The sequence below is a fragment of the Nocardioides jiangxiensis genome, assembly GCF_030580915.1.
Taxonomy (GTDB): domain Bacteria; phylum Actinomycetota; class Actinomycetes; order Propionibacteriales; family Nocardioidaceae; genus Nocardioides; species Nocardioides jiangxiensis.
Genome location: NZ_JAUQTA010000001.1, coordinates 2,049,823 through 2,070,469, shown reverse-complemented (window position 1 = coordinate 2,070,469; position 20,647 = coordinate 2,049,823). Strand labels below are relative to the sequence as shown.

21 protein-coding genes are annotated in these 20,647 nt (G+C 72.0%); 4 read left to right on the top strand and 17 right to left on the bottom strand.

Translation table 11 applies throughout. The features are described from left to right. Positions 1-11: 11 nt before the first annotated feature. From tsaE to glmS, 7 genes are all read right to left on the bottom strand, one after another. A complete protein-coding gene (tsaE, locus tag Q5722_RS10130; RefSeq protein ID WP_305028082.1) occupies positions 12-1,013 on the bottom strand; it encodes a tRNA (adenosine(37)-N6)-threonylcarbamoyltransferase complex ATPase subunit type 1 TsaE in 1,002 nt (333 codons plus the stop codon). Continuing rightward, entirely contained in the window at positions 1,010-2,179 is a 1,170-nt protein-coding gene (locus Q5722_RS10125; RefSeq protein ID WP_305028081.1) for an alpha/beta fold hydrolase, read from the bottom strand. The genes tsaE and Q5722_RS10125 overlap by 4 nt, the downstream gene beginning before the upstream one ends. Continuing rightward, positions 2,176-3,327, bottom strand: a complete 1,152-nt coding sequence (alr, locus tag Q5722_RS10120) for an alanine racemase (RefSeq protein ID WP_305028080.1) — start codon at positions 3,325-3,327, stop codon at positions 2,176-2,178. The genes Q5722_RS10125 and alr overlap by 4 nt, the downstream gene beginning before the upstream one ends. A gap of 27 nt (positions 3,328-3,354) precedes the next feature. Beyond that, complete coding sequence (locus Q5722_RS10115) at positions 3,355-4,761, bottom strand: NAD(P)H-hydrate dehydratase (protein ID WP_305028079.1); 1,407 nt, start codon at positions 4,759-4,761, stop codon at positions 3,355-3,357. 30 nt (positions 4,762-4,791) lie between these two features. Further along, entirely contained in the window at positions 4,792-5,367 is a 576-nt protein-coding gene (locus Q5722_RS10110) for a C40 family peptidase (protein ID WP_305028078.1), read from the bottom strand. Positions 5,368-5,721: 354 nt separating this feature from the next. Next, positions 5,722-6,072 (bottom strand): holo-ACP synthase, encoded by a 351-nt coding sequence (locus Q5722_RS10105; RefSeq protein ID WP_305028077.1) that lies wholly within the window; start codon positions 6,070-6,072, stop codon positions 5,722-5,724. A gap of 12 nt (positions 6,073-6,084) precedes the next feature. Next, on the bottom strand, positions 6,085-7,929 hold the full coding sequence (gene glmS, locus Q5722_RS10100; RefSeq protein ID WP_305028076.1) for a glutamine--fructose-6-phosphate transaminase (isomerizing): 1,845 nt from the start codon (positions 7,927-7,929) through the stop codon (positions 6,085-6,087). 65 nt (positions 7,930-7,994) lie between these two features. Here glmS and coaA point away from each other — a divergent pair, with 65 nt between their 5' ends. Next, positions 7,995-8,969 (top strand): type I pantothenate kinase, encoded by a 975-nt coding sequence (gene coaA / locus Q5722_RS10095; RefSeq protein ID WP_305028075.1) that lies wholly within the window; start codon positions 7,995-7,997, stop codon positions 8,967-8,969. A gap of 1 nt (position 8,970) precedes the next feature. On the opposite strand, the gene Q5722_RS10090 is transcribed toward coaA, so the two are convergent. From Q5722_RS10090 to rplM, 5 genes are read right to left on the bottom strand one after another with little or no spacing between them, the layout of a single operon-like run. Continuing rightward, positions 8,971-9,687, bottom strand: coding sequence for a DUF8017 domain-containing protein (locus tag Q5722_RS10090; protein WP_305028074.1), 717 nt, complete (start codon positions 9,685-9,687; stop codon positions 8,971-8,973). 15 nt (positions 9,688-9,702) lie between these two features. After that, positions 9,703-10,731: a GNAT family N-acetyltransferase gene (locus tag Q5722_RS10085; RefSeq protein WP_305028073.1), complete on the bottom strand. Its 1,029-nt coding sequence runs from the start codon at positions 10,729-10,731 to the stop codon at positions 9,703-9,705. Between the two features lie 50 nt (positions 10,732-10,781). Further along, the gene (gene glmM / locus Q5722_RS10080) at positions 10,782-12,125 is read right to left on the bottom strand and encodes a phosphoglucosamine mutase (protein WP_305028072.1); all 1,344 of its coding nucleotides are present in this window, start codon (positions 12,123-12,125) and stop codon (positions 10,782-10,784) included. Positions 12,126-12,142: 17 nt separating this feature from the next. After that, positions 12,143-12,643, bottom strand: coding sequence for a 30S ribosomal protein S9 (gene rpsI, locus Q5722_RS10075; RefSeq protein ID WP_305028071.1), 501 nt, complete (start codon positions 12,641-12,643; stop codon positions 12,143-12,145). Between the two features lie 17 nt (positions 12,644-12,660). Continuing rightward, positions 12,661-13,104: a 50S ribosomal protein L13 gene (rplM, locus tag Q5722_RS10070; protein WP_305028360.1), complete on the bottom strand. Its 444-nt coding sequence runs from the start codon at positions 13,102-13,104 to the stop codon at positions 12,661-12,663. A gap of 317 nt (positions 13,105-13,421) precedes the next feature. Between rplM and Q5722_RS10065 the strand changes: the two genes are divergently transcribed. Continuing rightward, positions 13,422-14,717 carry a citrate synthase gene (locus tag Q5722_RS10065; protein ID WP_305028070.1) on the top strand — a complete coding sequence of 432 codons (1,296 nt, stop codon included), beginning with the start codon at positions 13,422-13,424 and terminating at the stop codon, positions 14,715-14,717. A gap of 140 nt (positions 14,718-14,857) precedes the next feature. Here Q5722_RS10065 and Q5722_RS10060 read toward each other — a convergent pair whose 3' ends face one another. The 3 genes from Q5722_RS10060 to truA are packed head-to-tail and all read right to left on the bottom strand — an operon-like array spanning position 14,858 to position 16,898. After that, positions 14,858-15,406 (bottom strand): hypothetical protein, encoded by a 549-nt coding sequence (locus tag Q5722_RS10060; protein ID WP_305028069.1) that lies wholly within the window; start codon positions 15,404-15,406, stop codon positions 14,858-14,860. Between the two features lie 33 nt (positions 15,407-15,439). Beyond that, positions 15,440-16,048 carry a class I SAM-dependent methyltransferase gene (locus Q5722_RS10055; RefSeq protein ID WP_305028068.1) on the bottom strand — a complete coding sequence of 203 codons (609 nt, stop codon included), beginning with the start codon at positions 16,046-16,048 and terminating at the stop codon, positions 15,440-15,442. Beyond that, on the bottom strand, positions 16,041-16,898 hold the full coding sequence (truA, locus tag Q5722_RS10050) for a tRNA pseudouridine(38-40) synthase TruA (RefSeq protein WP_305028067.1): 858 nt from the start codon (positions 16,896-16,898) through the stop codon (positions 16,041-16,043). Before truA ends, Q5722_RS10055 begins: the two co-directional genes overlap by 8 nt. A 118-nt stretch (positions 16,899-17,016) precedes the next feature. On the opposite strand from truA, the gene Q5722_RS10045 reads away from it, so the two are divergent. Together Q5722_RS10045 and Q5722_RS10040 are read left to right on the top strand one after the other, a co-directional pair. Continuing rightward, positions 17,017-17,766 (top strand): DUF2786 domain-containing protein, encoded by a 750-nt coding sequence (locus tag Q5722_RS10045; RefSeq protein WP_305028066.1) that lies wholly within the window; start codon positions 17,017-17,019, stop codon positions 17,764-17,766. Further along, the gene (locus tag Q5722_RS10040) at positions 17,763-18,671 is read left to right on the top strand and encodes an Rv1363c family protein (RefSeq protein WP_305028065.1); all 909 of its coding nucleotides are present in this window, start codon (positions 17,763-17,765) and stop codon (positions 18,669-18,671) included. Before Q5722_RS10045 ends, Q5722_RS10040 begins: the two co-directional genes overlap by 4 nt. Before the next feature lie 105 nt (positions 18,672-18,776). Here the strand turns inward: Q5722_RS10040 and rplQ are convergent, their stop codons facing one another. Together rplQ and Q5722_RS10030 are read right to left on the bottom strand one after the other, a co-directional pair. Continuing rightward, complete coding sequence (rplQ, locus tag Q5722_RS10035; protein WP_439652487.1) at positions 18,777-19,454, bottom strand: 50S ribosomal protein L17, sunset domain variant; 678 nt, start codon at positions 19,452-19,454, stop codon at positions 18,777-18,779. A 113-nt stretch (positions 19,455-19,567) separates the two neighbouring features. Further along, entirely contained in the window at positions 19,568-20,584 is a 1,017-nt protein-coding gene (locus tag Q5722_RS10030; RefSeq protein WP_305028064.1) for a DNA-directed RNA polymerase subunit alpha, read from the bottom strand. Positions 20,585-20,647: the final 63 nt, after the last annotated feature.

Below are 20,647 nucleotides of genomic sequence, written 5' to 3'. Positions count from 1 at the left end.
GAGCCGGCGGCTCAGCGACCCGCGTCGGCCACCGCACCGGCCACAGCACCGGGCAGCGTCCCCGGGGAAGTGCCGGGCAGGGCGACGCCCAGCCACCGGGCACCGACCGGCACGAACTCGACGACCCGCGGGTCGTCGGTGTCCTCCTCGGACGGCACGGCGTCGGCGCCGACCGCCCGCGTGATGCGCACGTGGAGCCTCTCGTCCGCGAGCGCCTCGGCCATGCCGGCTCCCCACTCGACCACCGTGACCGCCTCGTCCAGCGAGGTGTCGAGGTCCAGGTCGTCGAGCTCGTCGAGCCCGCCGAGCCGGTAGGCGTCGACGTGCACGAGGGCCGGACCGTCGACCAGCGACGGGTGCACGCGGGCGATCACGAAGGTCGGGGAGGTGATCCCGCCCCGCACTCCCAGGCCCGCACCGAGTCCCTGGGTGAACGTCGTCTTGCCCGCCCCGAGCTCTCCGGACAGCACCAGCAGGTCCCCCGCGCGCAGCACCCCGGCCAGCTCGCCGGCGAGCGCCTGCATCGCGTCGGCGTCCGGGGCGGGCGCGGAGACCGGCAGCGGCCGGACCATCTCGACGTACGGCGCGTGGCGGCCGACCTCAGCGAAGTGGTTGCTCGCCCAGAAGCCGATGTTGGACTCGAGCTCCTGGCGGGCCAGCACGGTCAGGCCGGTCCGGCCCATCTCCCGCGCGACCTCGACGGCCGCCGCGATCAGGACGTGGGCGACACCGTGGTGGCGCGCGCCGGGGACGACGCCGAAGCGGCGCAGCGCCATGAGGTCACCGAGCTCGGTGGTGACGGGGTCGAGCAGGAGGCCGCCGACGACCTCGCCGTCGACGTAGGCGAGCAGCCCGCCCGGTCCGGCAGCCAGGGCGGCCTCCAGGGTCTCGGGGGTCTCCGCCAGCGCGTCTGCAGGCGGGTCGAGCGGCGGCCGCCCCTCGAAGGCGGCGCGGACGACGGCGTAGAGGTCGGCGGCGGCCTCGGGGCCGACCCGACGGGTCTCGACGGTCACGGGGCCTCCACCGCACTGCCGGCGATGCCGCCAGGCTCGTCGGCCACGGCTGCCTCCGCCGTGGTGGCCGGCCAGGACGCCGGGTCGAGCGCACCCGCGATCAGCTGGTCGAGGGCGGCGTTGACCTGTTCGTGGCGCTCGATCAGCACCATGTGACCGGCACCGGTGCACTCGGTGAGCACCGAGCCGGCGATCGCCTTGGCCAGCTTGCGGCTGTGCCCGATCGAGGTCAGCTTGTCCTCGGTGCCGCCGATGATGGCGGTGGGCACCCGCTCGAGGGCGGAGAGCGCGGAGAACTTGTCGAGCGCCTCGAAGTTCGGGAAGAACTCCGACAGCACCTCGAAGGGCGTGGCCGAGATCATCGCGTCGACGAACTCGACGTACGCCGCCGGCACCTCGTCGCCGAAGGCGAACATGTCGGTGACCACGAGCGCGACGGAGGAGGAGAGCCGGCGCATGTGCTCGATGACCCGCGACCCGCGGGCCAGGCCGGCGATGACGCGCTGGGCCAGGTCGGCCCCGAACCCCTCGGGGATGACCGGCACGATCATGTGGAGCGGCGAGAGCCCACCCGCGGTCGTCGCGACGAGGCCGACGCCGACGACGCGCTCGCCGAAGAGCTCGGGGTGCGCCTCGGCGAGCGCCACGATGGTCATGCCGCCCATGGAGTGGCCGACGAGCACGACGGGCCCGTCGGGGGCGACCTCGTCCATCACCCGCACGAGGTCCTCGGCACAGTGCTCGATCGTGGAGTTCTCGCGGCTGGACCGACCGGAGCGGCCGTGCGAGCGCTGGTCGTAGTAGACCGTGCGCACCTGACCGCGGTAGCCGGCCCGCTGGAAGTGCCACGAGTCCAGGTTGAGGGTGAACCCGTGGACGAAGATGACCGTGAGGTCCTCGATGCGCGGCTGGTTACCCCGCGCGCGGCCGCGGTGACGGGGCCGTCGCCCGGCCCCTTCGGGCAACGGGTCGATCTCGACGTGCAGCGCGACGCCGTCGGTCGCGTGGACGGTGATCGGGTCGGAGTGCAGGGAGCCGAGGCGCGCGACCTCGCCCGCCCCGCGTGCGGCGATCACGTGGCGGTGCCGCGCGACACCGACCGCCGTGCCGGCAGCCGCCACGCCGGCGGCACCTGCCGCGGCCCAGGCCCGGGTCTTCCAGCTCATGCCTGCCCCTCGGGTGCGCTGTCGACGACGGTACGGGCGAACCGGCCGCCGATGCGCGTGACGATCTCGTAGTTGATGGTGCCGCACGCTTCGGCCCACTCCGTGGCGGTGGGCTCGCCCTGTGAGCCGGGGCCGAAGAGCACAGCAAGGTCGCCGGCCCGTGCCGACGACTCCGGACCGAGGTCGATGACCACCTGGTCCATGCAGACCCGCCCGCGGAGCGGGTGGCGCTCACCGGCCACCGCGATCTCGAGGACGTTCGACCCGTGCCGCGGGACGCCGTCGGCATAGCCGGCGGGGACGAGCCCGAGGGTGGTGGGCGCGTCCGCGACCCAGAGGTGACCGTAGGAGACCCCCGCGCCGGCCTCGATCCGCTTGACCATGGCCAGGTGAGCGCGAGCCGTCATCGCCGGCACCAGGTCGAGCTCGGCGGGCGTCACGCCGGGGGCCGGGTCCAGGCCGTACGACGCGATCCCGCACCGCACCAGGTCGAAGCGCATGGAGGGCCGCAGCACCGCCGCAGCACTGTTGGCGAGGTGGCGCACCTCCGGCTGCAGGCCGGCCGCGTCGGCGATCGCGAGCGCGTCGAGGAACGCCTTCTCCTGCAGGTCGTTGGCGGGGTGGCCGGGGTCGTCGGAGGCGACGAGGTGGGACCAGATGCCGGTCACCCGGACCTCGCCGGCCACCTCGGCCTCGCGTGCGGCCGCGACCAGGCCCGGCCAGTCCGCGGCCGTCGCGCCGCCGCGCGAGAGGCCCGTGTCGATCTTGAGCTGCACCCGGGCCGGCACGCCGGCCTCGCGCGCCGCCGCACGGATCACGTCGAGCTCCGCGACGGAGTACGCCGTGACGTCGACGTCGGCGTCGACCAGCGGCACGACGTCCTGACCCGGGACGCCGAGCCAGCAGAGCAGGCGGCCGGTGTAGCCGTGGGCGCGGAGCGTCAGCGCCTCGTCGTACGTGGCGACACCGAGCCAGTCCGCGCCGGCGGCGACCGCGGCACGCGCCGCATCGAGCATGCCGTGTCCGTAGCCGTCGCCCTTGACGACGGTCATCATCTGCACGTCCGGACCGACCCACTCCCGCAGCCTGCGGACGTTGTGCCGGATGGCCGCGACGTCGACGACGATCTCGGCGTTGGGCGTGTTCACGGGTGCGATTCTGTCAGGACGGCCCGGTCAGCGGGCATCGAGGACACGGCGGACCGCCTCGGGCAGTGCGGCAGCGACCGCCCTCGCGGTGATCGGGGCGCCGGCCGACGCGAGGCTCGCGGCTGCTCCGTGCAGCCAGCACGCGGCGGATGCGGCGTCGAAGGGAGAGAGCCCGGCGGCGACGAGGGAGCCGGTGAGCCCGGCCAGCACGTCGCCCGCTCCGGCCGTGGCCAGCCATGGCGTTCCGGTCGTGTTGACGCGGACGCGCCCGACGGGCTCGGCGACGAGGGTGCGCCGGCCCTTGAGCACGACGACGGCGTCGAAGCGGTCGGCGGCTCGTCGTGCCGCAGCGAGCTGGTCGTCCTCCACCTCCTCGCGGGAGATGCCGAGCATCGCGGCCAGCTCGCCGGCATGCGGCGTGAGCACAGCCGGGACGGGCAGGGGACGCTCGACGGCGGCGAGTGCGTCGGCGTCGATCACGACCGGGACGCGGGCGTTCAGCGCCTCACCGAGCGCGCGTGCCGCCTCCGCTCCGCCACCGGAGCCCACGACCCACGCCTGCACGCGGCCCTCACCGGTGACCACCTCGGGGTGCGCGGCGAGCACGCTGCGGGCGGTCTCCCGGTCGTCGTCGACGGGCCGGTAGCGCACCATGCCGGCCAGGCCGCTCGCGGCTCCCGCGACACACAGCTGCCCCGCCCCGGGGTACGCGGACGAGCCGGCGCGCACGCCGACGACCCCGCGCGTGTACTTGTGGGCGTGCCGGTCGGGCACCGGCAGCAGCGCCGCGACATCGGCGGCCTGGAGGGCCTCGACGGGTGCCGGAGGCAGGTCGAGGCCGATCCCGACGAGGTGGACCACACCGCACGCAGCGGCGGCGGGGTCGACCAGGTGCGCCACCTTGTGCGATCCGAAGGTGACGGTCACGTCCGCCTCGACGTGCGGTGCCGTGATCCGCCCGGTGTCGGCGTCCAGTCCGCTGGGCACGTCGACGGCGACGACGAGTGCGTCGCGGCTCACCGCCTCGAGTGCGGCGATCGCCTCAGGGGCCAGCCCGGGACGGCCGCCGATGCCGACGATGCCGTCGACCACGAGGTCGTGTGCGGCGCCCCGGGTGGCGGGTCCGGGCGTCCCCACGCGCCCGCCGGCGCCACGGAAGGTGGTCAGCGCGGCTTCGTGCACCCGCGCTCCGAGGAGCCAGGCGTCGACGAGGGCACCCCGCCTGGCGAGCACCGCCCCGGCGTACAGGGCGTCGCCGCCGTTGTCGCCGGAGCCGACGAGGAGGACGACGCGGCGTCCGTAGGCCCCGCCGAGCAGGTCGATGACGGCCTGGGCCAGACCGCGCGCGGCGCGCTGCATGAGCAGGCCCGGCCCGAGGTCAGGGCTGGCCTGCTCTGCTGCGCGCACCTGCGCGACGGTGTGGGCGTGCCGCATGGCCCCAACCTAGGGCACGCCCGCAGCGGGTCAGCGGACCCGGCCGTAGACCACGTCGTCGGTCCAGATCGTCGAGAGGCGGACGACGTCACCGGTGTGCGGGGCGTGCCACATCTGGCCGTTGCCGGCGTAGATGCCGATGTGACCGGGCATGTAGACGAGGTCGCCCGGCATCGGGTCGGACACGCGCGTCATGACGGCGGCCTGGGCGCCCGAGGTGCGCGGCAGGTGGATGCCGACCGCGGCGTAGGCCCAGCCGGTGAGACCGGAGCAGTCGAAGGCGCTCGGGCCGGTGGCACCGTAGACGTACGGCTTGCCGGCCTGCGCGGCGGCAGCGGCGACGATCCGCTGGCCGATCGCAGCGGCCTCGCGGGCGAGGCGCTCGGCGCGCTTCTCGGCGCGCTTCTCCGCCTCGATCGTGCGCTCGCGGGCGAGGGTGTCGAGAACCTGCTGCTCGTCCACGCGCGTGAACGCCGCGGGGGCGACCGCCGTCGTGGGAGCGGGGCTGGCGTGGGCGGCTCCGGCAGCCTGGCCCGTGACGAGCACGGTCAGGACGAGCGGGGCGGCGAGCAGGCGCGCAGAGGCGCGCGGCGACATGGTGACCATGGGGGTGACTCCGGCAGCGACGCCTGCGAGAGATGACCTGTCGGGCTAGGACTGCTGGTGTCCTGGACGCTGCGCGTCCTTCGCCCCGAGCCGGACGTGTCCGGCGTACTGCGTGGGTCTCCCGTGCCCGCGCTCCTTCTTCGTGCTTGGTCATCTCCGTCGAGCGCGGGCCTCGGCGCGACAGGGACGGCCCTCCGGTGGGAGGACTCGTCCATTGAAGGCGCTTGCAAAAGTTAGCGCCATGACGCCGGTCACGGACCCGGCGTGGCCCGCCTCACCCCGCGACGGCCCGGTCGCCTCCGGTGACCTGCTCCTCGCTCGTCGCCGACCACGGGCGAGGTCGGGACCCGACCGTCACCCTTCGAGGACCACGTACGCCGTCGCGAGGCCACCGTCGTGCGCCAGCGAGAGGTGCCAGGACGTCGCTCCCAGGGCGGCCGCCGCGTCGGCGACCGTGCCCCGCAGCGCGAACGCCGGACGGCGACCGTCGACCCGCACGACCTCGCAGTCGTGCCAGGAGAGCCCCGCCGGCGCGCCCAGCGCCTTGGCCATCGCCTCCTTGGCCGCGAAGCGAGCCGCCAGCGACTCCAGCGGCAGCACTGCCTCGGCCTCGGTGAAGAGCCGGGACCGCAGCGACGGCGTCCGCTCGAGCGCGGCACCGAAGCGCGCGATGTCGACGACGTCGACCCCGATCCCGACGATCACGTCAGCAGCGGATCACTCGACGGTGACGGACTTCGCCAGGTTGCGCGGCATGTCGACGTCGTGGCCCATCAGCGTGGCCAGCTCGCAGGCGAAGAGCTGGAGCGGCACCGCGGAGACCAGCGGCTGGAGCAGGACCGGGACCTTGGGCAGGCGGATCAGCTCGTCGGCGTAGGGCTCGATGGCGGTGTCGCCCTCCTCGGCCAGGCAGATGGTGCGAGCGCCACGGGCACGGACCTCCTGGATGCCCGAGATCATCTTCTCGTGGAGCTGGTCGCGACCCCGCGGCGGCACGACGCACCAGATCGGCAGGCCGTCGTCGACCAGCGCGATCGGGCCGTGCTTGAGCTCGCCGGCCGCGAAGCCCTCCGCGTGGATGTAGGCCAGCTCCTTGAGCTTGAGCGCCCCCTCGAGCGCGACGGGGTAGCCGGCGTGGCGGCCGAGGAACAGCACCGAGGGCGTGCCGACGAACTCACGGGCCAGCTCGTAGACGCGCTCGGACTGGCCGAGCACCGTCTCGATGTGGGCCGGCATCTGCTCGAGCTGGTCCATGACGAGCGCGATCTCGTCGTTGTAGCGCGTGCCCTTCACCTGGGCGAGGTAGAGACCGAGCAGGTAGCAGGCGACGAGCTGGGTCAGGAACCCCTTGGTCGACGCGACGCCGATCTCGGGGCCGGCGTGCGTGTAGATCACCGCGTCGGACTCGCGCGGGATCGTCGAGCCGTTGCTGTTGCAGATCGCGAGGACCTTGGACCGCTGCGTGCGGGCGTGACGGATCGCCTGCAGGGTGTCGGCGGTCTCGCCGGACTGGGAGATCGCGACGACCAGCGTCTCGCGGGTGAGGATCGGGTCGCGGTAGCGGAACTCGCTGGCGAGCTCGACCTCGACCGGGATCCGGCACCAGTGCTCGATGGCGTACTTGGCGACCATGCCCGCGTAGAACGACGTGCCGCAGGCGATGACGATCACCTTGTCGATGTCGCGCAGCTCCTCGTCGGAGAGCCGCACCTCGTCGAGCTGCAGGCGGCCGGAGGCGTTGCGACGGCCGAGGAGCGAGTTGGCGACCGCGCTCGGCTGCTCGAAGATCTCCTTGCGCATGAACCAGTCGTGGCCGTCCTTCTCCGCTGCGGAGAGGTCCCAGTCGACGTGGAACGGCGTGCCCTCGGCGGGCTGGCCGTCGAACGACGTCACCGAGACGCCGTCGCGGGTCAGGGTGACCACCTGGGCCTGGCCGAGCTCGAGCGCGTCGCGCGTGTGCTCGATGAAGGCGGCGACGTCGGAGCCGAGGAAGTTCTCGCCCTCGCCGAGGCCGACCACCAGGGGGCTGTTCAGACGGGCCGCGACGACGCGGTCAGGGTCCTGCGCGTCGATGGCGACGAGGGTGAAGGCGCCCTCCATCTGACGGCACGCCGCCTGCATCGCGGCGGTCAGGTCGACCCCCTTGTCGAGCTCCCGCTCGATCAGGTGGGCAGCGACCTCCGTGTCGGTCTCCGACAGCAGCTCGTGGCCCTCGGCCTCCAGCTGGGCACGGATCTCCGCGAAGTTCTCGATGATGCCGTTGTGCACCAGCGCGAGGCGCTGCGCCTGGCCCAGGTGCGGGTGGGCGTTGCGGTCGGTCGGGGCGCCGTGGGTCGCCCAGCGGGTGTGGCCGATGCCGGTCGTGGACGGCGGCAACGGGTGCTCGGCGATCGCCTTCTCGAGGTTCGCGAGCTTGCCCGACTTCTTGTCGCTGGCGATGGCCCCGTCGTGCACGAGCGCGACGCCGGCGGAGTCGTAACCGCGGTACTCGAGGCGGCGCAGGCCCTCGATGACAACGCCCTGCGCCTGCTTGCTGCCGACGTACCCCACGATTCCGCACATGCCCCGAAGTCTACGGTGAGGGACTGGCGACCGGCCGGCAGCCACATGCTGCAACAATCGCTCGCATGTCTGCGCCCCTTCCCGAGCAGCAGCGCCCCGAGCGCGAGGCGTCGCCGTACGTCGAGCTCGACCGGGCCGCGTGGGCAGCCCTCGCCGCGGACATGCGGTCTCCGCTGACCCGCGAGGAGATCCAGGCCCTCCGCGGCCTCGGGGAGGAGCTCGACCTCGAGGAGATCCAGCAGGTCTACCTCCCGCTCTCCCGCCTGCTCTCGATGTACGTCGAGTCGGCCGGCCGCCTGCACCGCAAGCAGGAGGAGTTCCTCAACCACCCCCAGCCCCCGCGCACCCCATTCGTCATCGGTCTGGCCGGCTCCGTGGCCGTCGGCAAGTCCACGACGGCACGCGTGCTGCAGCAGATGCTCGCCCACTGGCCCGAGCACCCGCAGGTCGCCCTGGTCACGACCGACGGCTTCCTGCTGCCCAACGCCGAGCTCGAGCGTCGCGGCATCCTGCACCGCAAGGGCTTCCCGGAGTCCTACGACCGCAAGGCGCTGTTGAAGTTCGTCATCGACATCAAGTCCGGCCGCGAGGCCGTCGAGGCGCCCACCTACTCGCACCTCGTCTACGACGTCCTGCCGGACGAGAAGGTCGTCGTGCAGTCCCCCGACATCGTCATCGTCGAGGGGCTCAACGTGCTCCAGCCCGCCCGCACGCGCGAGGACGGCAAGGTCGGCCTCGCGGTCGCCGACTACTTCGACTTCACCGTCTACGTCGACGCGGCCACCACCGACATCAAGCGCTGGTACGCCGAGCGGTTCCTCAAGCTGCGCGAGACGTCGTTCCGCAAGCCGGGGTCGTACTTCCGCCGCTACTCGAAGTTCAACGAGGCCGAGGCGCTCGCCGAGGCGGAACGGATCTGGGACGAGATCAACGGTCCCAACCTCATGGAGAACGTCCTGCCGACCCGGTCGCGCGCCAAGCTCGTGCTGCGCAAGGACGCCGACCACTCGGTCCGCTACGTGCGCCTGCGCAAGATCTGACTCAGCCGACGCGGAGCGATCCCAGCACGGCCGCGTAGACCGCGTCGCCCGGCGCCCCGCGCACGTCGAGATAGCGTGCCACGACGAGCGTGACCACCCGACCGCCCGCCTGTCGCGCCACCGCGGTCAGCTCTGCTCGCTGACCTGCACACGGGTTCGCCGAGTCGGTGGTGTCCACGGTCACCTGCGCGACCAGGCCGCGTCCTCCCCCGGCGAGCCGCACCTCCCGCGCAGGGGACGCGGCGAGGGTCTTCGTGGCGGGCAGTCCGGCGTAGCCGCGTGCCCATGCCACCGCCGTCGCCGCTGCGACGCCGGCTGCGTCGGTGGCGGCGACCGGGTCCGGGAGCACGGCCCACCCGCCCGGCACCGGGGCGAAGTCCGTGCGGCAGTCGTTGCCCCACGACAGGGCCTGGCCACGACCGGCGGCGATCACGGCGCCACCCTCCCGGTAGGCGGTGCGCTCGGCGGCCGGCCGGCGCTGCCACGTCCGCGGCACGGCATAGGAGGCGTCCCCGACCCGCACCCTGACCCAGCGCGGCGGCACGCGCGTGCCCACGGACGGATGGGCCTCCGGCGACCCGGCGGCAGGTGCCGTGGGCTGCACACGGGCAGCCGTCCCCTCGCCGTGCCGCCCGGCGTCCGCGGCCACGAAGACCAGCACGCCGGTCACCACGACGGCGACCACGGCTGTCACGAGGGCGCTACGTCGGAGGGTCACCCATCCATCTTCACCTCACAGGCGCTTCTGCAGCTCCACGCTCCGGCCGACCTTGTGGAAACCGAGCCGGTCGTTGATGGCGACCATGTGGTCGTTGACGGTCGCGTTCCACGTGGCGACCTGGGGAGCGGGGGCGCCGTCCGCCTGGAGAGCGCGGTGGAGGGCGACCTTCACCGCCAGGCCGAGCCGGTGGCCGCGGTGGTCAGCCCGGACCAGCGTGCCCCATTGGTGGCACAGCGAGGGGTCGTGCGCCGAGACCGCGATGGTCGAGTGCGCCACCACCTCGCCTGCCGGGCTCAGCGCGAGGGCGTGCCACAGGGTCAGCCCCTGACGGGCGTAGGCCGCTTCCCGGTCGCGCCACCCCTGCGTCGACGGGTCCTCGGCCTCGAGGAGCAGGTCACCCGCCGGAGCCTCGACCGCGAGCGTCGAGGCGAGCGCGGCGTAGCCGGGGGCCAGGGTGTCGGGCAGGGCTCCGCGCACCACCTCGATCCGGTACGCCGCGTGGTGCGGCGCGGCCTCGGCCGCGAGCCGGTCGAGCAGGACCGGGTCCACGGGCAGCTCCAGCCGGCGCTGCACGTCGCCGAGCGCGACGTCGTAGCCGCGGGTGCGCGCGAAGTGCACGTCGGGCGACCCCGCCCCGTCCTCGGGCAGCTCCAGGCCGAACGAGACCTCGGCCATCGCGATCGTCCGGCCGCGGCGCCGGGCCTCCCCCTCGACCACGTCCAGCAGTGCGGTCCCCACGCCGCCGCGGCGCGCCGACGGGAGGACGTCGACGAACACGTTGGCGACCTCGAGGTTCGTCACGAGCGGTGCCTCGAGCAGCGCGGCACCGACGGCGTCATCCCCGCACAGCGCCAGCCAGCCGACGCACCAGCGGAACGGCACCGGCGTACCGACGTAGTCGCGGACCTCGGCGATGCGCCAGGGCGAGGAGTCCGGGCGCTCCGGCAGGGACGACGCCACGTGGACCTCGTGCCAGCGGGCGACGTCAGCGTCGAAGGAGGCCGCGGAGGGGTCGAGCCGGATGATGCGGAGGTCGTTCACGTCCTCGACGGTAGGCCTCGGCCGGTCCGTCGCGCGACCGAGTTTTCGCCTCAGCCGAGGCGCTCGCGGACGACGTCCGCGAGCTTGTCCGCGACCGCCTGCGCCTCGACCTGCGAGGTCGCCTCGACCATGACGCGGACGAGCGGCTCCGTGCCGGATGCGCGCAGCAGCACGCGTCCGTCGTCGCCGAGGCTGTCCTCCGCGTCGGCGACCGCGGCGAGGAGGACCTCGTCGGTCGCCGAGCGGTCCTTGTCGACGCCCTTGACGTTGACCAGGACCTGCGGGAGCCGGGTCATCGCGCCGGCGAGCTCCGCCATCGACGAGCCGGTCATCGCCATGCGCTCCAGCAGCTGGAGGGCGGTGAGGATGCCGTCACCGGTCGTCGCGTGCTCGCTCATGATCACGTGGCCGGACTGCTCCCCGCCGAGCGAGTAGCCGTCGGCGTTCATCGCCTCGAGGACGTAGCGGTCGCCGACCTTGGTGGAGACCACCGTGATGCCGGCCGCGGCCATGGCGCGGTTGAAGCCGAGGTTGCTCATCACCGTGGCGACGACCGTGTCGGCGGCGAGCCGGCCCTGCTCCTTGAGCGAGGCCGCGAGGATGCAGAGGATCTGGTCGCCGTCGACGACGTTGCCCTCCGCGTCGACCGCGAGGCAGCGGTCCGCGTCACCGTCGAGCGCGAAGCCCACGTGGGCCCCGTCCTTGACGACGGCCGCGCGGAGGTTCTCCAGGTGCGTGGAGCCGCACCCGTCGTTGATGTTGAGGCCGTCGGGCTGTGCGTGGATCGCGGTGACCTGCGCGCCGGCGGCCTCCAGCGCACGCGGGCCTGCCTCGGAGGCGGCCCCCTCGGCACAGTCGAGCACGACGCGCAGGCCGGCGAGCGGCCGCGTCGTCGTGCGGAGCAGGTGGTCGACGTAGTCGTCGATCGCCTCGGCGTACGTCGAGACGCGACCGACGGCCGCGCCGGTCGGGCGCTCCCACTCCTCGTGGAGGCGCTCCTCGATGGCCTCCTCGATCGCGTCGTCGAGCTTGACGCCACCGCGGGCCAGGAACTTGATGCCGTTGTCCGGCATGGCGTTGTGCGACGCCGAGAGCATGACGCCGAAGTCGGCGCCGAGGTGTCCGGTCAGGTACGCGACACCGGGGGTGGGCACGACGCCCAGGAGCAGCACGTCGACACCGGCCGACGCGAGGCCCGCGACGACCGCGGCCTCGAGGAACTGTCCCGAAATGCGCGTGTCCCGGCCGACCACTGCCAGCGGGCGGTGCCCACTGAACTCGCCGTGGTCGGCCAGGACATGTGCTGCAGCGACGGAGAGGTCCAGGGCCAGCTCTGCGGTGAGGACACCGTTTGCCAGGCCCCGGACCCCGTCCGTGCCAAACAGGTTTGCCATGAAGGCAGGCTGCCAGATCAGCGCTTGCTGAACTGCGACGCCTTGCGGGCCTTCTTGAGACCGGCCTTCTTGCGCTCGACGACGCGGGCGTCGCGGGTGAGCAGACCGGCCTTCTTCAGCGCCGGGCGGTTGGCCTCGACGTCGACGGCGTTGAGCGAGCGGGCCACACCGAGGCGCAGCGCGCCGGCCTGGCCGGCGATGCCACCACCGTGGATGCGGGCGATGACGTCGAAGCGACCCTCGAGGCCCAGCTCCACGAACGGCTCGTTCGCGATCTGGCGGTGAAGGGCGTTCGGGAAGTAGTCGTTGAGCTCACGACCGTTGATCGTCCAGACGCCGGTGCCCGGGACGATGCGGACGCGGGCGACGGCCTCCTTGCGGCGACCGGTGGCACCGGCCGGAGCGATGGTGGCCGGCTTGAGCGGCGCGTCGGCGGCGGGGGCCGACTCGGAGGTGTAGGCGACGCCGTCGGCGTCGGTCTCGAAGGTCTCCTCGACCTCAGCGATGTTCTCAGTCATGTCCTGGTCCTCTGAAGTCACTGGGAGATCTGGGTGATCTCGAACGGCTTGGCCTGCTGGGCCGCGTGCGGGTGCGTCGGGCCCGAGTAGACCTTGAGCTGCTTCAGCATCTGGCGACCGAGGCGGTTCTTGGGGAGCATGCCCCAGACAGCCTTCTCGATGACCTTGCGAGCGTCCTTCTCGAGGCCCTCGCCGATCGGGGTGGCCGTCAGACCGCCCGGGTAACCCGAGTGGCGGTAGGACATCTTGGTGGTCTTCTTGTTGCCGGAGAGCGCGACCTTCTCGGCGTTGATGATGACGACGAAGTCACCACCCGCGACGTGCGGGGCGAAGGTGGGCTTGTGCTTGCCGCGGATGAGGTTCGCGGCGGTCACGGCGAGACGACCGAGGACGACATCCTCGGCGTCGATGATGAGCCATTCACGCTGGATGTCAGCGGGCTTGGGGCTGTAGGTGCGCACGGCAGTCACAGCTTTCTCGTTCGTTGGTCCCGGCGCACGGGGATGTACGCCGGGGGTGGTGCGGCGCCTTCTGACGAACACTGCCCGGCATCTTCACCAGCTGGTGGAGCATCCGGATCTGCATCCGACTCCGTGACGGAGCCCGAACGCGGCAGGAGGCGCGACTTGCAAGGATACGAGCCGGCGTGTCGCACGGTCAAAATGACGTCCGAGGGCGTCGCACGGCGGGCCCGGCTGGCGTCCGTGAGGCGGTGAGCGTTCCCGTGGTCCGGACAGGATCTGGTTCCGCTTCGACCTGTGCACCTAGATTGGGCGTCGTGACTGATTCACTGACCATCAGGGACAACCGCACGGGCACCGAATACGAGGTGCCCATCGTTGACGGAGCGATCAAGGCCGCAGACCTCGGCAAGATCAAGGCCTCCGACGAGGACCCGGGCCTGTGCACCTATGACCCGGGCTTCACCAACACGGCCTCCTGCAAGAGCTCCATCACGTACATCGACGGCGACAAGGGCATCCTCGAGTACCGCGGCTACCCGATCGAGCAGCTCGCCGAGCAGTCGACGTTCCTCGAGGTCGCGTACCTCGTCGTCTACGGCGAGCTCCCCACCAAGGAGCAGTACGACGCCTGGGTGCACGAGATCACGTACCACACGTTCGTGCACGAGAACGTCAAGGGCTTCATGCAGGGCTTCCGCTACGACGCGCACCCGATGGGCATGCTGATGGCCTCCGTCGGCGCCCTGTCGACGTTCTACCCGGACGCGCGCAACATCCACGACGCCGACAACCGCCACATGCAGATCGTCCGCATGATCGCGAAGATGCCGACGCTGGGCGCCTGGGCGTTCCGCCACGCGCAGGGCAAGCCGTACGTCTACCCGGACAACGAGCTCTCCTACACCGAGAACTTCCTGGCCATGCTCTTCAAGATGAGCGAGCTGAAGTTCTCCGCCGACCCGCGCCTGGTCCGCGCGCTCGACGTCCTGCTGATCCTGCACGCCGACCACGAGCAGAACTGCTCGACCAACGCGGTCCGATCGGTCGGCTCCTCCCAGGTCGACCCGTACTCCGCGGTGGCTGCCGGTGTCGGCGCCCTCTACGGCCCGCTCCACGGCGGCGCCAACGAGGCCGTCCTGAAGATGCTCAAGCGCATCGGCACGGTCGACAACATCCCGGCGTTCATCGAGGGCGTGAAGGCGGGCAACGAGCGCCTGATGGGCTTCGGTCACCGCGTCTACAAGAACTTCGACCCGCGCGCGAAGATCATCAAGAAGGCCTGCGACGACGTCTTCGAGGTCACGGGTGTCAACCCGCTCCTCCAGGTCGCCCAGGAGCTCGAGCGGATCGCCCTCGAGGACGAGTACTTCGTCAAGCGCAAGCTCTACCCCAACGTGGACTTCTACTCCGGCCTCATCTACGAGGCGCTGCAGTTCCCGCCGGAGATGTTCACGGTCCTGTTCGCGATCGGTCGCGCTCCGGGCTGGCTGGCCCAGTGGAACGAGCTGATCCAGGACAAGGAGCAGAAGATCGCGCGCCCGAAGCAGATCTACACCGGCGACCGGACCCTGACCTTCGTCCCGCGCGAGGAGCGCTGGGCCCAGGCCTGATGCCGGGACGGGGCCCGTGCCGCACTGGGACGGGCCTCCTGCCACGCCGAGACGGGGCTTGTGCACGGATTTCCGTGCACAAGCCCCGTCTCGCGTTTTGCACGAGCCCGTCTCGGCGATGAGGCCGCCGTGGGGCTGGCTCAGTCCGTCCACTCCCAGGACTTCAGCAGGGGCGTGACCAGGTCGGCCAGGTCGCTGCGCTTCTTCGCGGCGCCGGCGACGAGGACCATCGCCCCGCGGTGCTCGTCGCCCAGCGCCACCATCAGCTTGTGGTACGGCGTGGGCTTCCGCCAGGCGCAGTCGACGATCCGGTAGGTCCCGCCGAATGTCGTGTCCTCGCGGTCGCGGCGACACGTCGCGCCCTGTTTGCCCAGCACCTCGGCGGCGTACAGCGCGGCGGCCTCGGCGTCACGGCGGTCCTTCGCCTCGCTGACGAAGATCTGGCGGGTGTCGTCCAGGGCGTCGACAGCGGCGAACTTCACCGGTCCGTCGAGGTCCCACTGGCTCTTCACCCAGCCGGTGGGCAGCACGAAGCTCGCCTCGTGGTCGGCGGTCTGCTGACGGCCCGACAGGGGCGTGGCACGGGCCGGCTGGTCGCCGGCCTTCGTCTCCCCTCCCCCGCACGCCGTCAGGGAGGCGAGGACGACGGTGCCGAGGACGAGGGAGGACAGGCGGTGAAGCGAGGACATGGGCGCCATCCAAGCAGCCGAACCTGAGAGGAGTCAGGCGGGCCGGATCGACTCCAGGACGCGGAAGCCCTTGGCCGAGCCGATGCGCGTCGTCGGGTAGCCCTGCTCGGTGAGCCAGCGCTGCAGCGAGTCGCCGCCGAGGTTCTTGCCGACGACCATGACGGCGCGGCCGCCGGGGAGCAGGCGCGGGAGCCAGGTCAGCAGGAGCGCGTGCAGCGCCTCCTTGCCGATCCGGATCGGCGGGTTCGACCAGATCTCGTCGAACGTGTAGTCGGTGGGCACCTGTTCGGGCGTGCACGCGACGACCCGGCTGTCGACGCCGAGCGCCCGCGCGTTGTCGTTCATCAGCCTCACCGCCCGCTCGTTGACGTCGACGCCGATCACCGAGGCGAGCGGCACCTGCCTGGCGATGGTGAGGCCGATCGCGCCGTAGCCGCACCCGAGGTCGAGGAAGCGGCCCTGCACCGGCGGCTCGGTCTCCTTGAAGAGCACCGACGTGCCGATGTCGAGCCGGCCCTTGGCGAAGACCCCGCTGCCGCTCTCCATGACCAGGTCCTGGTCCCATGCCTCGAACGCGACCCGCTGTCGCTCGAACGGCACCGACGGGTCCGCGGTGAAGTAGTGCTCGTCCTGCTCACTCATGGCAGTTGTCCTTCACGAGGGCGTCGGGGTCGCGGCGCGCACGGGCCTTCTCGGCCTGCAGCGCCAGCTGGGCGGCCGGCGGGTAGCCGACCTCCTCGAGGGTCAGTCCGTGCGCAGCGACGACGGCCACCGCCGCGTCGCGCTTCGCGTTCACCAGTACGTCGTGTGCCCACTGCGGGGACTTCCGCCCATCGCCGACGGCCAGCATGCAGCCGACGAGCGCCCGCACCATCGAGTGGCAGAAGGCGTCGGCGCGGACGGTGGCGACCGCCCGCTCCTCGGCGTCGCGGTACCAGTGGAAGTCGAGCAGCGTACGGATCGTCGTCGCCCCCTCGCGCTTCTTGCAGAACGCCGCGAAGTCCTTCAGGCCGATCAGCATGCGGCTCGCCTCGTTCATGGTGTCGAGGTCGAGCGGGGCGCGCCAGTGCAGGACGTGGTTGCGGGTCAGCGGGTCCTGCACCTGGGGCAGGTCGGCGACGCGGTAGGCGTAGCGGCGCCAGACGGCCGAGAAGCGCGCGTCGAAACCCTCCGGCGCCTCGGTGACGTCGTGGATCCGGACATCAGCGGGCAGGATGCCGTTGAGCCGCCGGTGCAGCGAGGCGATCGGGGTGGCCGCAGCCCGCCCGGCCGTCGCCTCGACGACATCGGCATCGACGTCGAGGTGGACCACCTGGCCGCGCGCGTGGACGCCGGTGTCGGTGCGGCCGGCACAGACGACCTGGACCTCGGGCAGGCGCAGCGCGGTCGCGAGCGCGGCCTCGAGCTCTCCCTGCACGGTGCGCAGGGCAGGCTGGCGCGCCCAGCCCTTGAAGCCGCCCCCGTCGTAGGCGAGGTCCATCCGAATCCGCACGCGCGCATCCTCCCATCCGGCCTGTGGAGGGAGCGACCCGGACCGGGGTGTGCTGTCAGTGGCCGGTGCCAGCGTGGGAACGCCGGGTCACGGGGGCCCGGCAGGAAGGATGGGCCCGATGACCACGAAGACCGACGTCGACCCGATGCTGGCCAAGGTGCGCAAGCTCCTGGCGAAGGCGGCCGACCCCGCGACGACGCCCGAGGAGGCGGAGTCCTACACCGCGAAGGCGGCAGCGCTGGTGGCGGCGTACGGGATCGACCAGGCACTGCTGGCCCAGACGGACCCGGGCGCAGATCCGCTCGGCGACCGCGTGGTGCCGCTCGATGCGCCGTACGCCGCCGACAAGGGCGATCTGCTGTCGGTGATCGCCCACGAGCTGCGGTGCCGCGCCGTGCGTCGGATCGAGCGGCGTGCCGAGGGCACGGAGATCACCCTCCACCTCTTCGGCCACGCCAGCGACCTCGACCGCGTCGAGGTGCTCTTCACCTCCCTGCTGCTCCAGGCGACGCGCGACCTGACCCGCACACCGGTCCCCCGCGACCAGCACGCTGCGGCGTTCCGGCGCTCGTGGCTGGCCGGCTTCTCCGCTGCCATCGGGCAGCGCCTGTCGGACGCGGAGCGCCGTGCCGCCACGGAGGCGGCACCACGGTTCGCCGCGGCGGGCAGCTCGGCGGCGCTCGTCCTGGCCAGCCGCACCGAGCTCGTCGAGGCAGCGATGCACGACGCCTACCCGCGTCTGCGCACGGCACGGCCACGGAGCCTCTCCGGCAGCGGCGGCCGCCACGGCTGGGACGCGGGCCAGCGCGCCGATCTCGGTGAGCGCTCACGCCTCGCACGCGGCACACGCGGCATACTGCCTGCGTGACTCGTCTCGGGGCCCTTGTCGTGGCGGCTGCCCTGCTCGCCACCGGAGCGTGCGGACCCGCCAGCGACAGCGCCCTGGGCCGGCGCCCGACGGCGTACCCCGCAGCCGGGAGCCAGGCCACCGGCACCTCCGTCGAGGGTCAGCTGATCGCCCGTGCCTCGCGGGCGGTCGAGGCCGCGCTGACCTACGACCACACCACCTACGCGGCGGACACCAGGGCCGCCGAGGCGCTGATGACGCCGGCCTTCGCAGCGTCGTGGGGCCACGTCGCCGCTCGGCTGCGCCCCCGCAGCGACGTGCGGCACGCGCGTGCCACGGCCCGGGTCGTCGACGCCGGCGTGACGGGGGCGACGAGCCGGGCGGCCCAGGTCCTCCTGCTCGTCGACCGGAGTGTCACCAGCAACGCAGGCACCCAGACCTCGGGCGGATACGCCGTGGCGACGCTCCGCCACGGCCGCGCGGGCTGGCTGCTGGCCGGGCTCGGGCTCACCCCGCCGAAGCGGCAGGTTCTCGAGCAGCGACCCGTGCCGGCCACGGTCCTGGCTGCGGCGACGGCGGTAGCCGACGCGTACGCCGATCTGGACAGCGCGCATCCCCGCGCCGACATCGCCCGCCTGTTGTCGCTGACCTCGGGGGCCTTCCACCACGACTACCAGCAGGCAGCTCCCGAGCTGGTACAGCGGACGGTGGCCGCTCGAGCCGTCCAGGAAGGCGAGGTCGTCTCGGCGGGCCTGTCGTCCCTCCGGGGCGGGCACGCACGCGTGGTCGCCGTCGTCACCACGGTGCTGCGCGTGCCCGGCCGGCGCGACGTGCACCGGCTGCTCCGCCTCGACCTCGACCTGGTCCGCACCCCGACCGCCTGGCTCGCCCGGGCCGTCCGGCTCGTCCCCGACGCGGGGCACTGACCCTTCCGGGTCGACAGCCTCGTCACCCGGCCGACCTGGTCCGGAGAAGCAGGAAGGCCCGCCATCCTCACGGATGACGGGCCCACCTGGTGCCTTACGGCTGGCTCACTTGCCAGCCTCGGTGAAGCCGGCGGCCTCAGCGTTCTCGGCGGTGTCGAACCACACCTCGGCGATGGTCGCGTCGTACCACTGACCACCCTCCTGGTGGAACTTCATGGAGTCGCGGTTGCCCTTGATGGTGTAACCCTCCGGAGCGGAGCCGTCCTCGAGCGGGAGCGCGGCACCGGCCGGCAGCTCGACGACGGTCTCGACCTCGGCGGCCTCGTCGGCGGCGGGGGCCTCAGCGGCCTCCTCGACGACCTCGGCAGCGGGGGCCTCCTCGGCGGCCGGGGCAGCCGGAGCGGCCTTCGGCGCCTGCGGCGTGAACTGCTCGGTCACCAGCTCGATGATCGCCATGGGGGCGTTGTCGCCCTTGCGCGGACCGATCTTGGTGATGCGGGTGTAGCCACCGGGGCGCTCCGCCATGAGCGGGGCGATCTCGGTGAAGAGGACGTGCACGACGGACTTGTCGCGGATGGTCTTGAGGACCTCGCGGCGGTTGTGCAGGTCGCCCTTCTTGGCCTTGGTGATCAGCTTCTCGGCGTGGGGGCGCAGGGTGCGCGCCTTGGCCTCGGTGGTGGTGATCCGGCCGTGCTCGAACAGGGCCGTGGCCAGGTTCGAGAGGATCAGGCGCTGGTGCGCGGGCGAGCCGCCGAGGCGGGCACCCTTCTTGGGAGCGGGCATTGCCATCTCTCTTTCTCTCGGGCCGTGTCAGGTACCCGGGTAGACCCGCGACCGGAGCGTCGCGGGGTTTTGATGAGGTCGGGGCGGCAGGCGCCGCCCCGACCGGAGTCACATCAGTACTGCTCGTCCTCGACGAACGAGTCGTCGTCGTCGTCGCCGTACGCCGCGAGGGCGGCAGCGGCGTCGAAGCCCGGCGCGCTGTCCTTGAGGGACAGGCCCATCTCGACGAGCTTGCCCTTGACCTCGTCGATCGACTTGGAACCGAAGTTCCGGATGTCGAGGAGGTCCTGCTCGGAACGGCCGATGAGCTCACCCACGGTGTGGATGCCCTCGCGCTTGAGGCAGTTGTAGGAGCGGACGGTGAGCTGCAGGTCCTCGACCGGGAGGGCGAGGTCGGCAGCCAGCTGCTCGTCGATCGGCGACGGGCCGATGTCGATGCCCTCGGCCTCGACGTTCAGCTCGCGGGCCAGACCGAAGAGCTCGACCAGCGTCTTGCCCGCCGAGGCGAGGGCGTCACGCGGGGCGATGGACGGCTTGGTCTCGACGTCGATGATCAGCTTGTCGAAGTCGGTGCGCTGCTCGACTCGCGTCGCCTCGACCTTGTAGCTGACCTTGAGGACGGGCGAGTAGATCGAGTCGACCGGCATGCGGCCGATCTCGTTGTCGCCACCCTTGTTCTGGACGGCCGAGACGTAGCCACGGCCGCGCTCGACGACGAGCTCCATCTCCAGCGAGCCCTTGTCGGACAGCGTGGCGATCTTGAGCTCGGGGTTGTGGACCTCGACACCGGCCGGCGGCTGGATGTCGGCGGCGGTCACGTCACCGGCACCCGACTTGCGCAGGTACATGGTGACCGGCTCGTCGTTCTCCGAGGAGACGACCAGGCCCTTGAGGTTCAGGATGATCTCGGTGACATCCTCCTTCACGCCCTCGATGGTCGAGAACTCGTGCAGGACGGAGTCGATCTTGATGCTCGTGACCGAGGCGCCCGGGATGCTCGAGAGCAGGGTGCGACGGAGCGAGTTGCCGAGGGTGTAGCCGAAGCCGGGCTCCAGCGGCTCGATGACGAACCGCGAGCGGAACTCGTCGACGACCTCTTCGGACAGGGTGGGGCGCTGTGCGATGAGCACTGATTCTTTCCTTCCCGGGCCCGACCGATATTTGACGGACCCGAACTTCGAGGATGAGGAAGT

What these genes read in the sequence shown, in the direction of transcription:
- Q5722_RS10125 (WP_305028081.1), bottom strand. Translation starts at nt 2,179, where the DNA reads ATGAGCTGGAAGACCCGGGCCTGGGCCGCGGCAGGTGCCGCCGGCGTG.
- Q5722_RS10115 (WP_305028079.1), bottom strand. Translation starts at nt 4,761, where the DNA reads ATGCGGCACGCCCACACCGTCGCGCAGGTGCGCGCAGCAGAGCAGGCC.
- Q5722_RS10110 (WP_305028078.1), bottom strand. Translation starts at nt 5,367, where the DNA reads ATGGTCACCATGTCGCCGCGCGCCTCTGCGCGCCTGCTCGCCGCCCCG.
- glmS (WP_305028076.1), bottom strand. Translation starts at nt 7,929, where the DNA reads ATGTGCGGAATCGTGGGGTACGTCGGCAGCAAGCAGGCGCAGGGCGTT.
- coaA (WP_305028075.1), top strand. Translation starts at nt 7,995, where the DNA reads ATGTCTGCGCCCCTTCCCGAGCAGCAGCGCCCCGAGCGCGAGGCGTCG.
- glmM (WP_305028072.1), bottom strand. Translation starts at nt 12,125, where the DNA reads ATGGCAAACCTGTTTGGCACGGACGGGGTCCGGGGCCTGGCAAACGGT.
- rpsI (WP_305028071.1), bottom strand. Translation starts at nt 12,643, where the DNA reads ATGACTGAGAACATCGCTGAGGTCGAGGAGACCTTCGAGACCGACGCC.
- Q5722_RS10060 (WP_305028069.1), bottom strand. Translation starts at nt 15,406, where the DNA reads ATGTCCTCGCTTCACCGCCTGTCCTCCCTCGTCCTCGGCACCGTCGTC.
- Q5722_RS10055 (WP_305028068.1), bottom strand. Translation starts at nt 16,048, where the DNA reads ATGAGTGAGCAGGACGAGCACTACTTCACCGCGGACCCGTCGGTGCCG.
- Q5722_RS10045 (WP_305028066.1), top strand. Translation starts at nt 17,017, where the DNA reads ATGACCACGAAGACCGACGTCGACCCGATGCTGGCCAAGGTGCGCAAG.
- rplQ (WP_439652487.1), bottom strand. Translation starts at nt 19,454, where the DNA reads ATGCCCGCTCCCAAGAAGGGTGCCCGCCTCGGCGGCTCGCCCGCGCAC.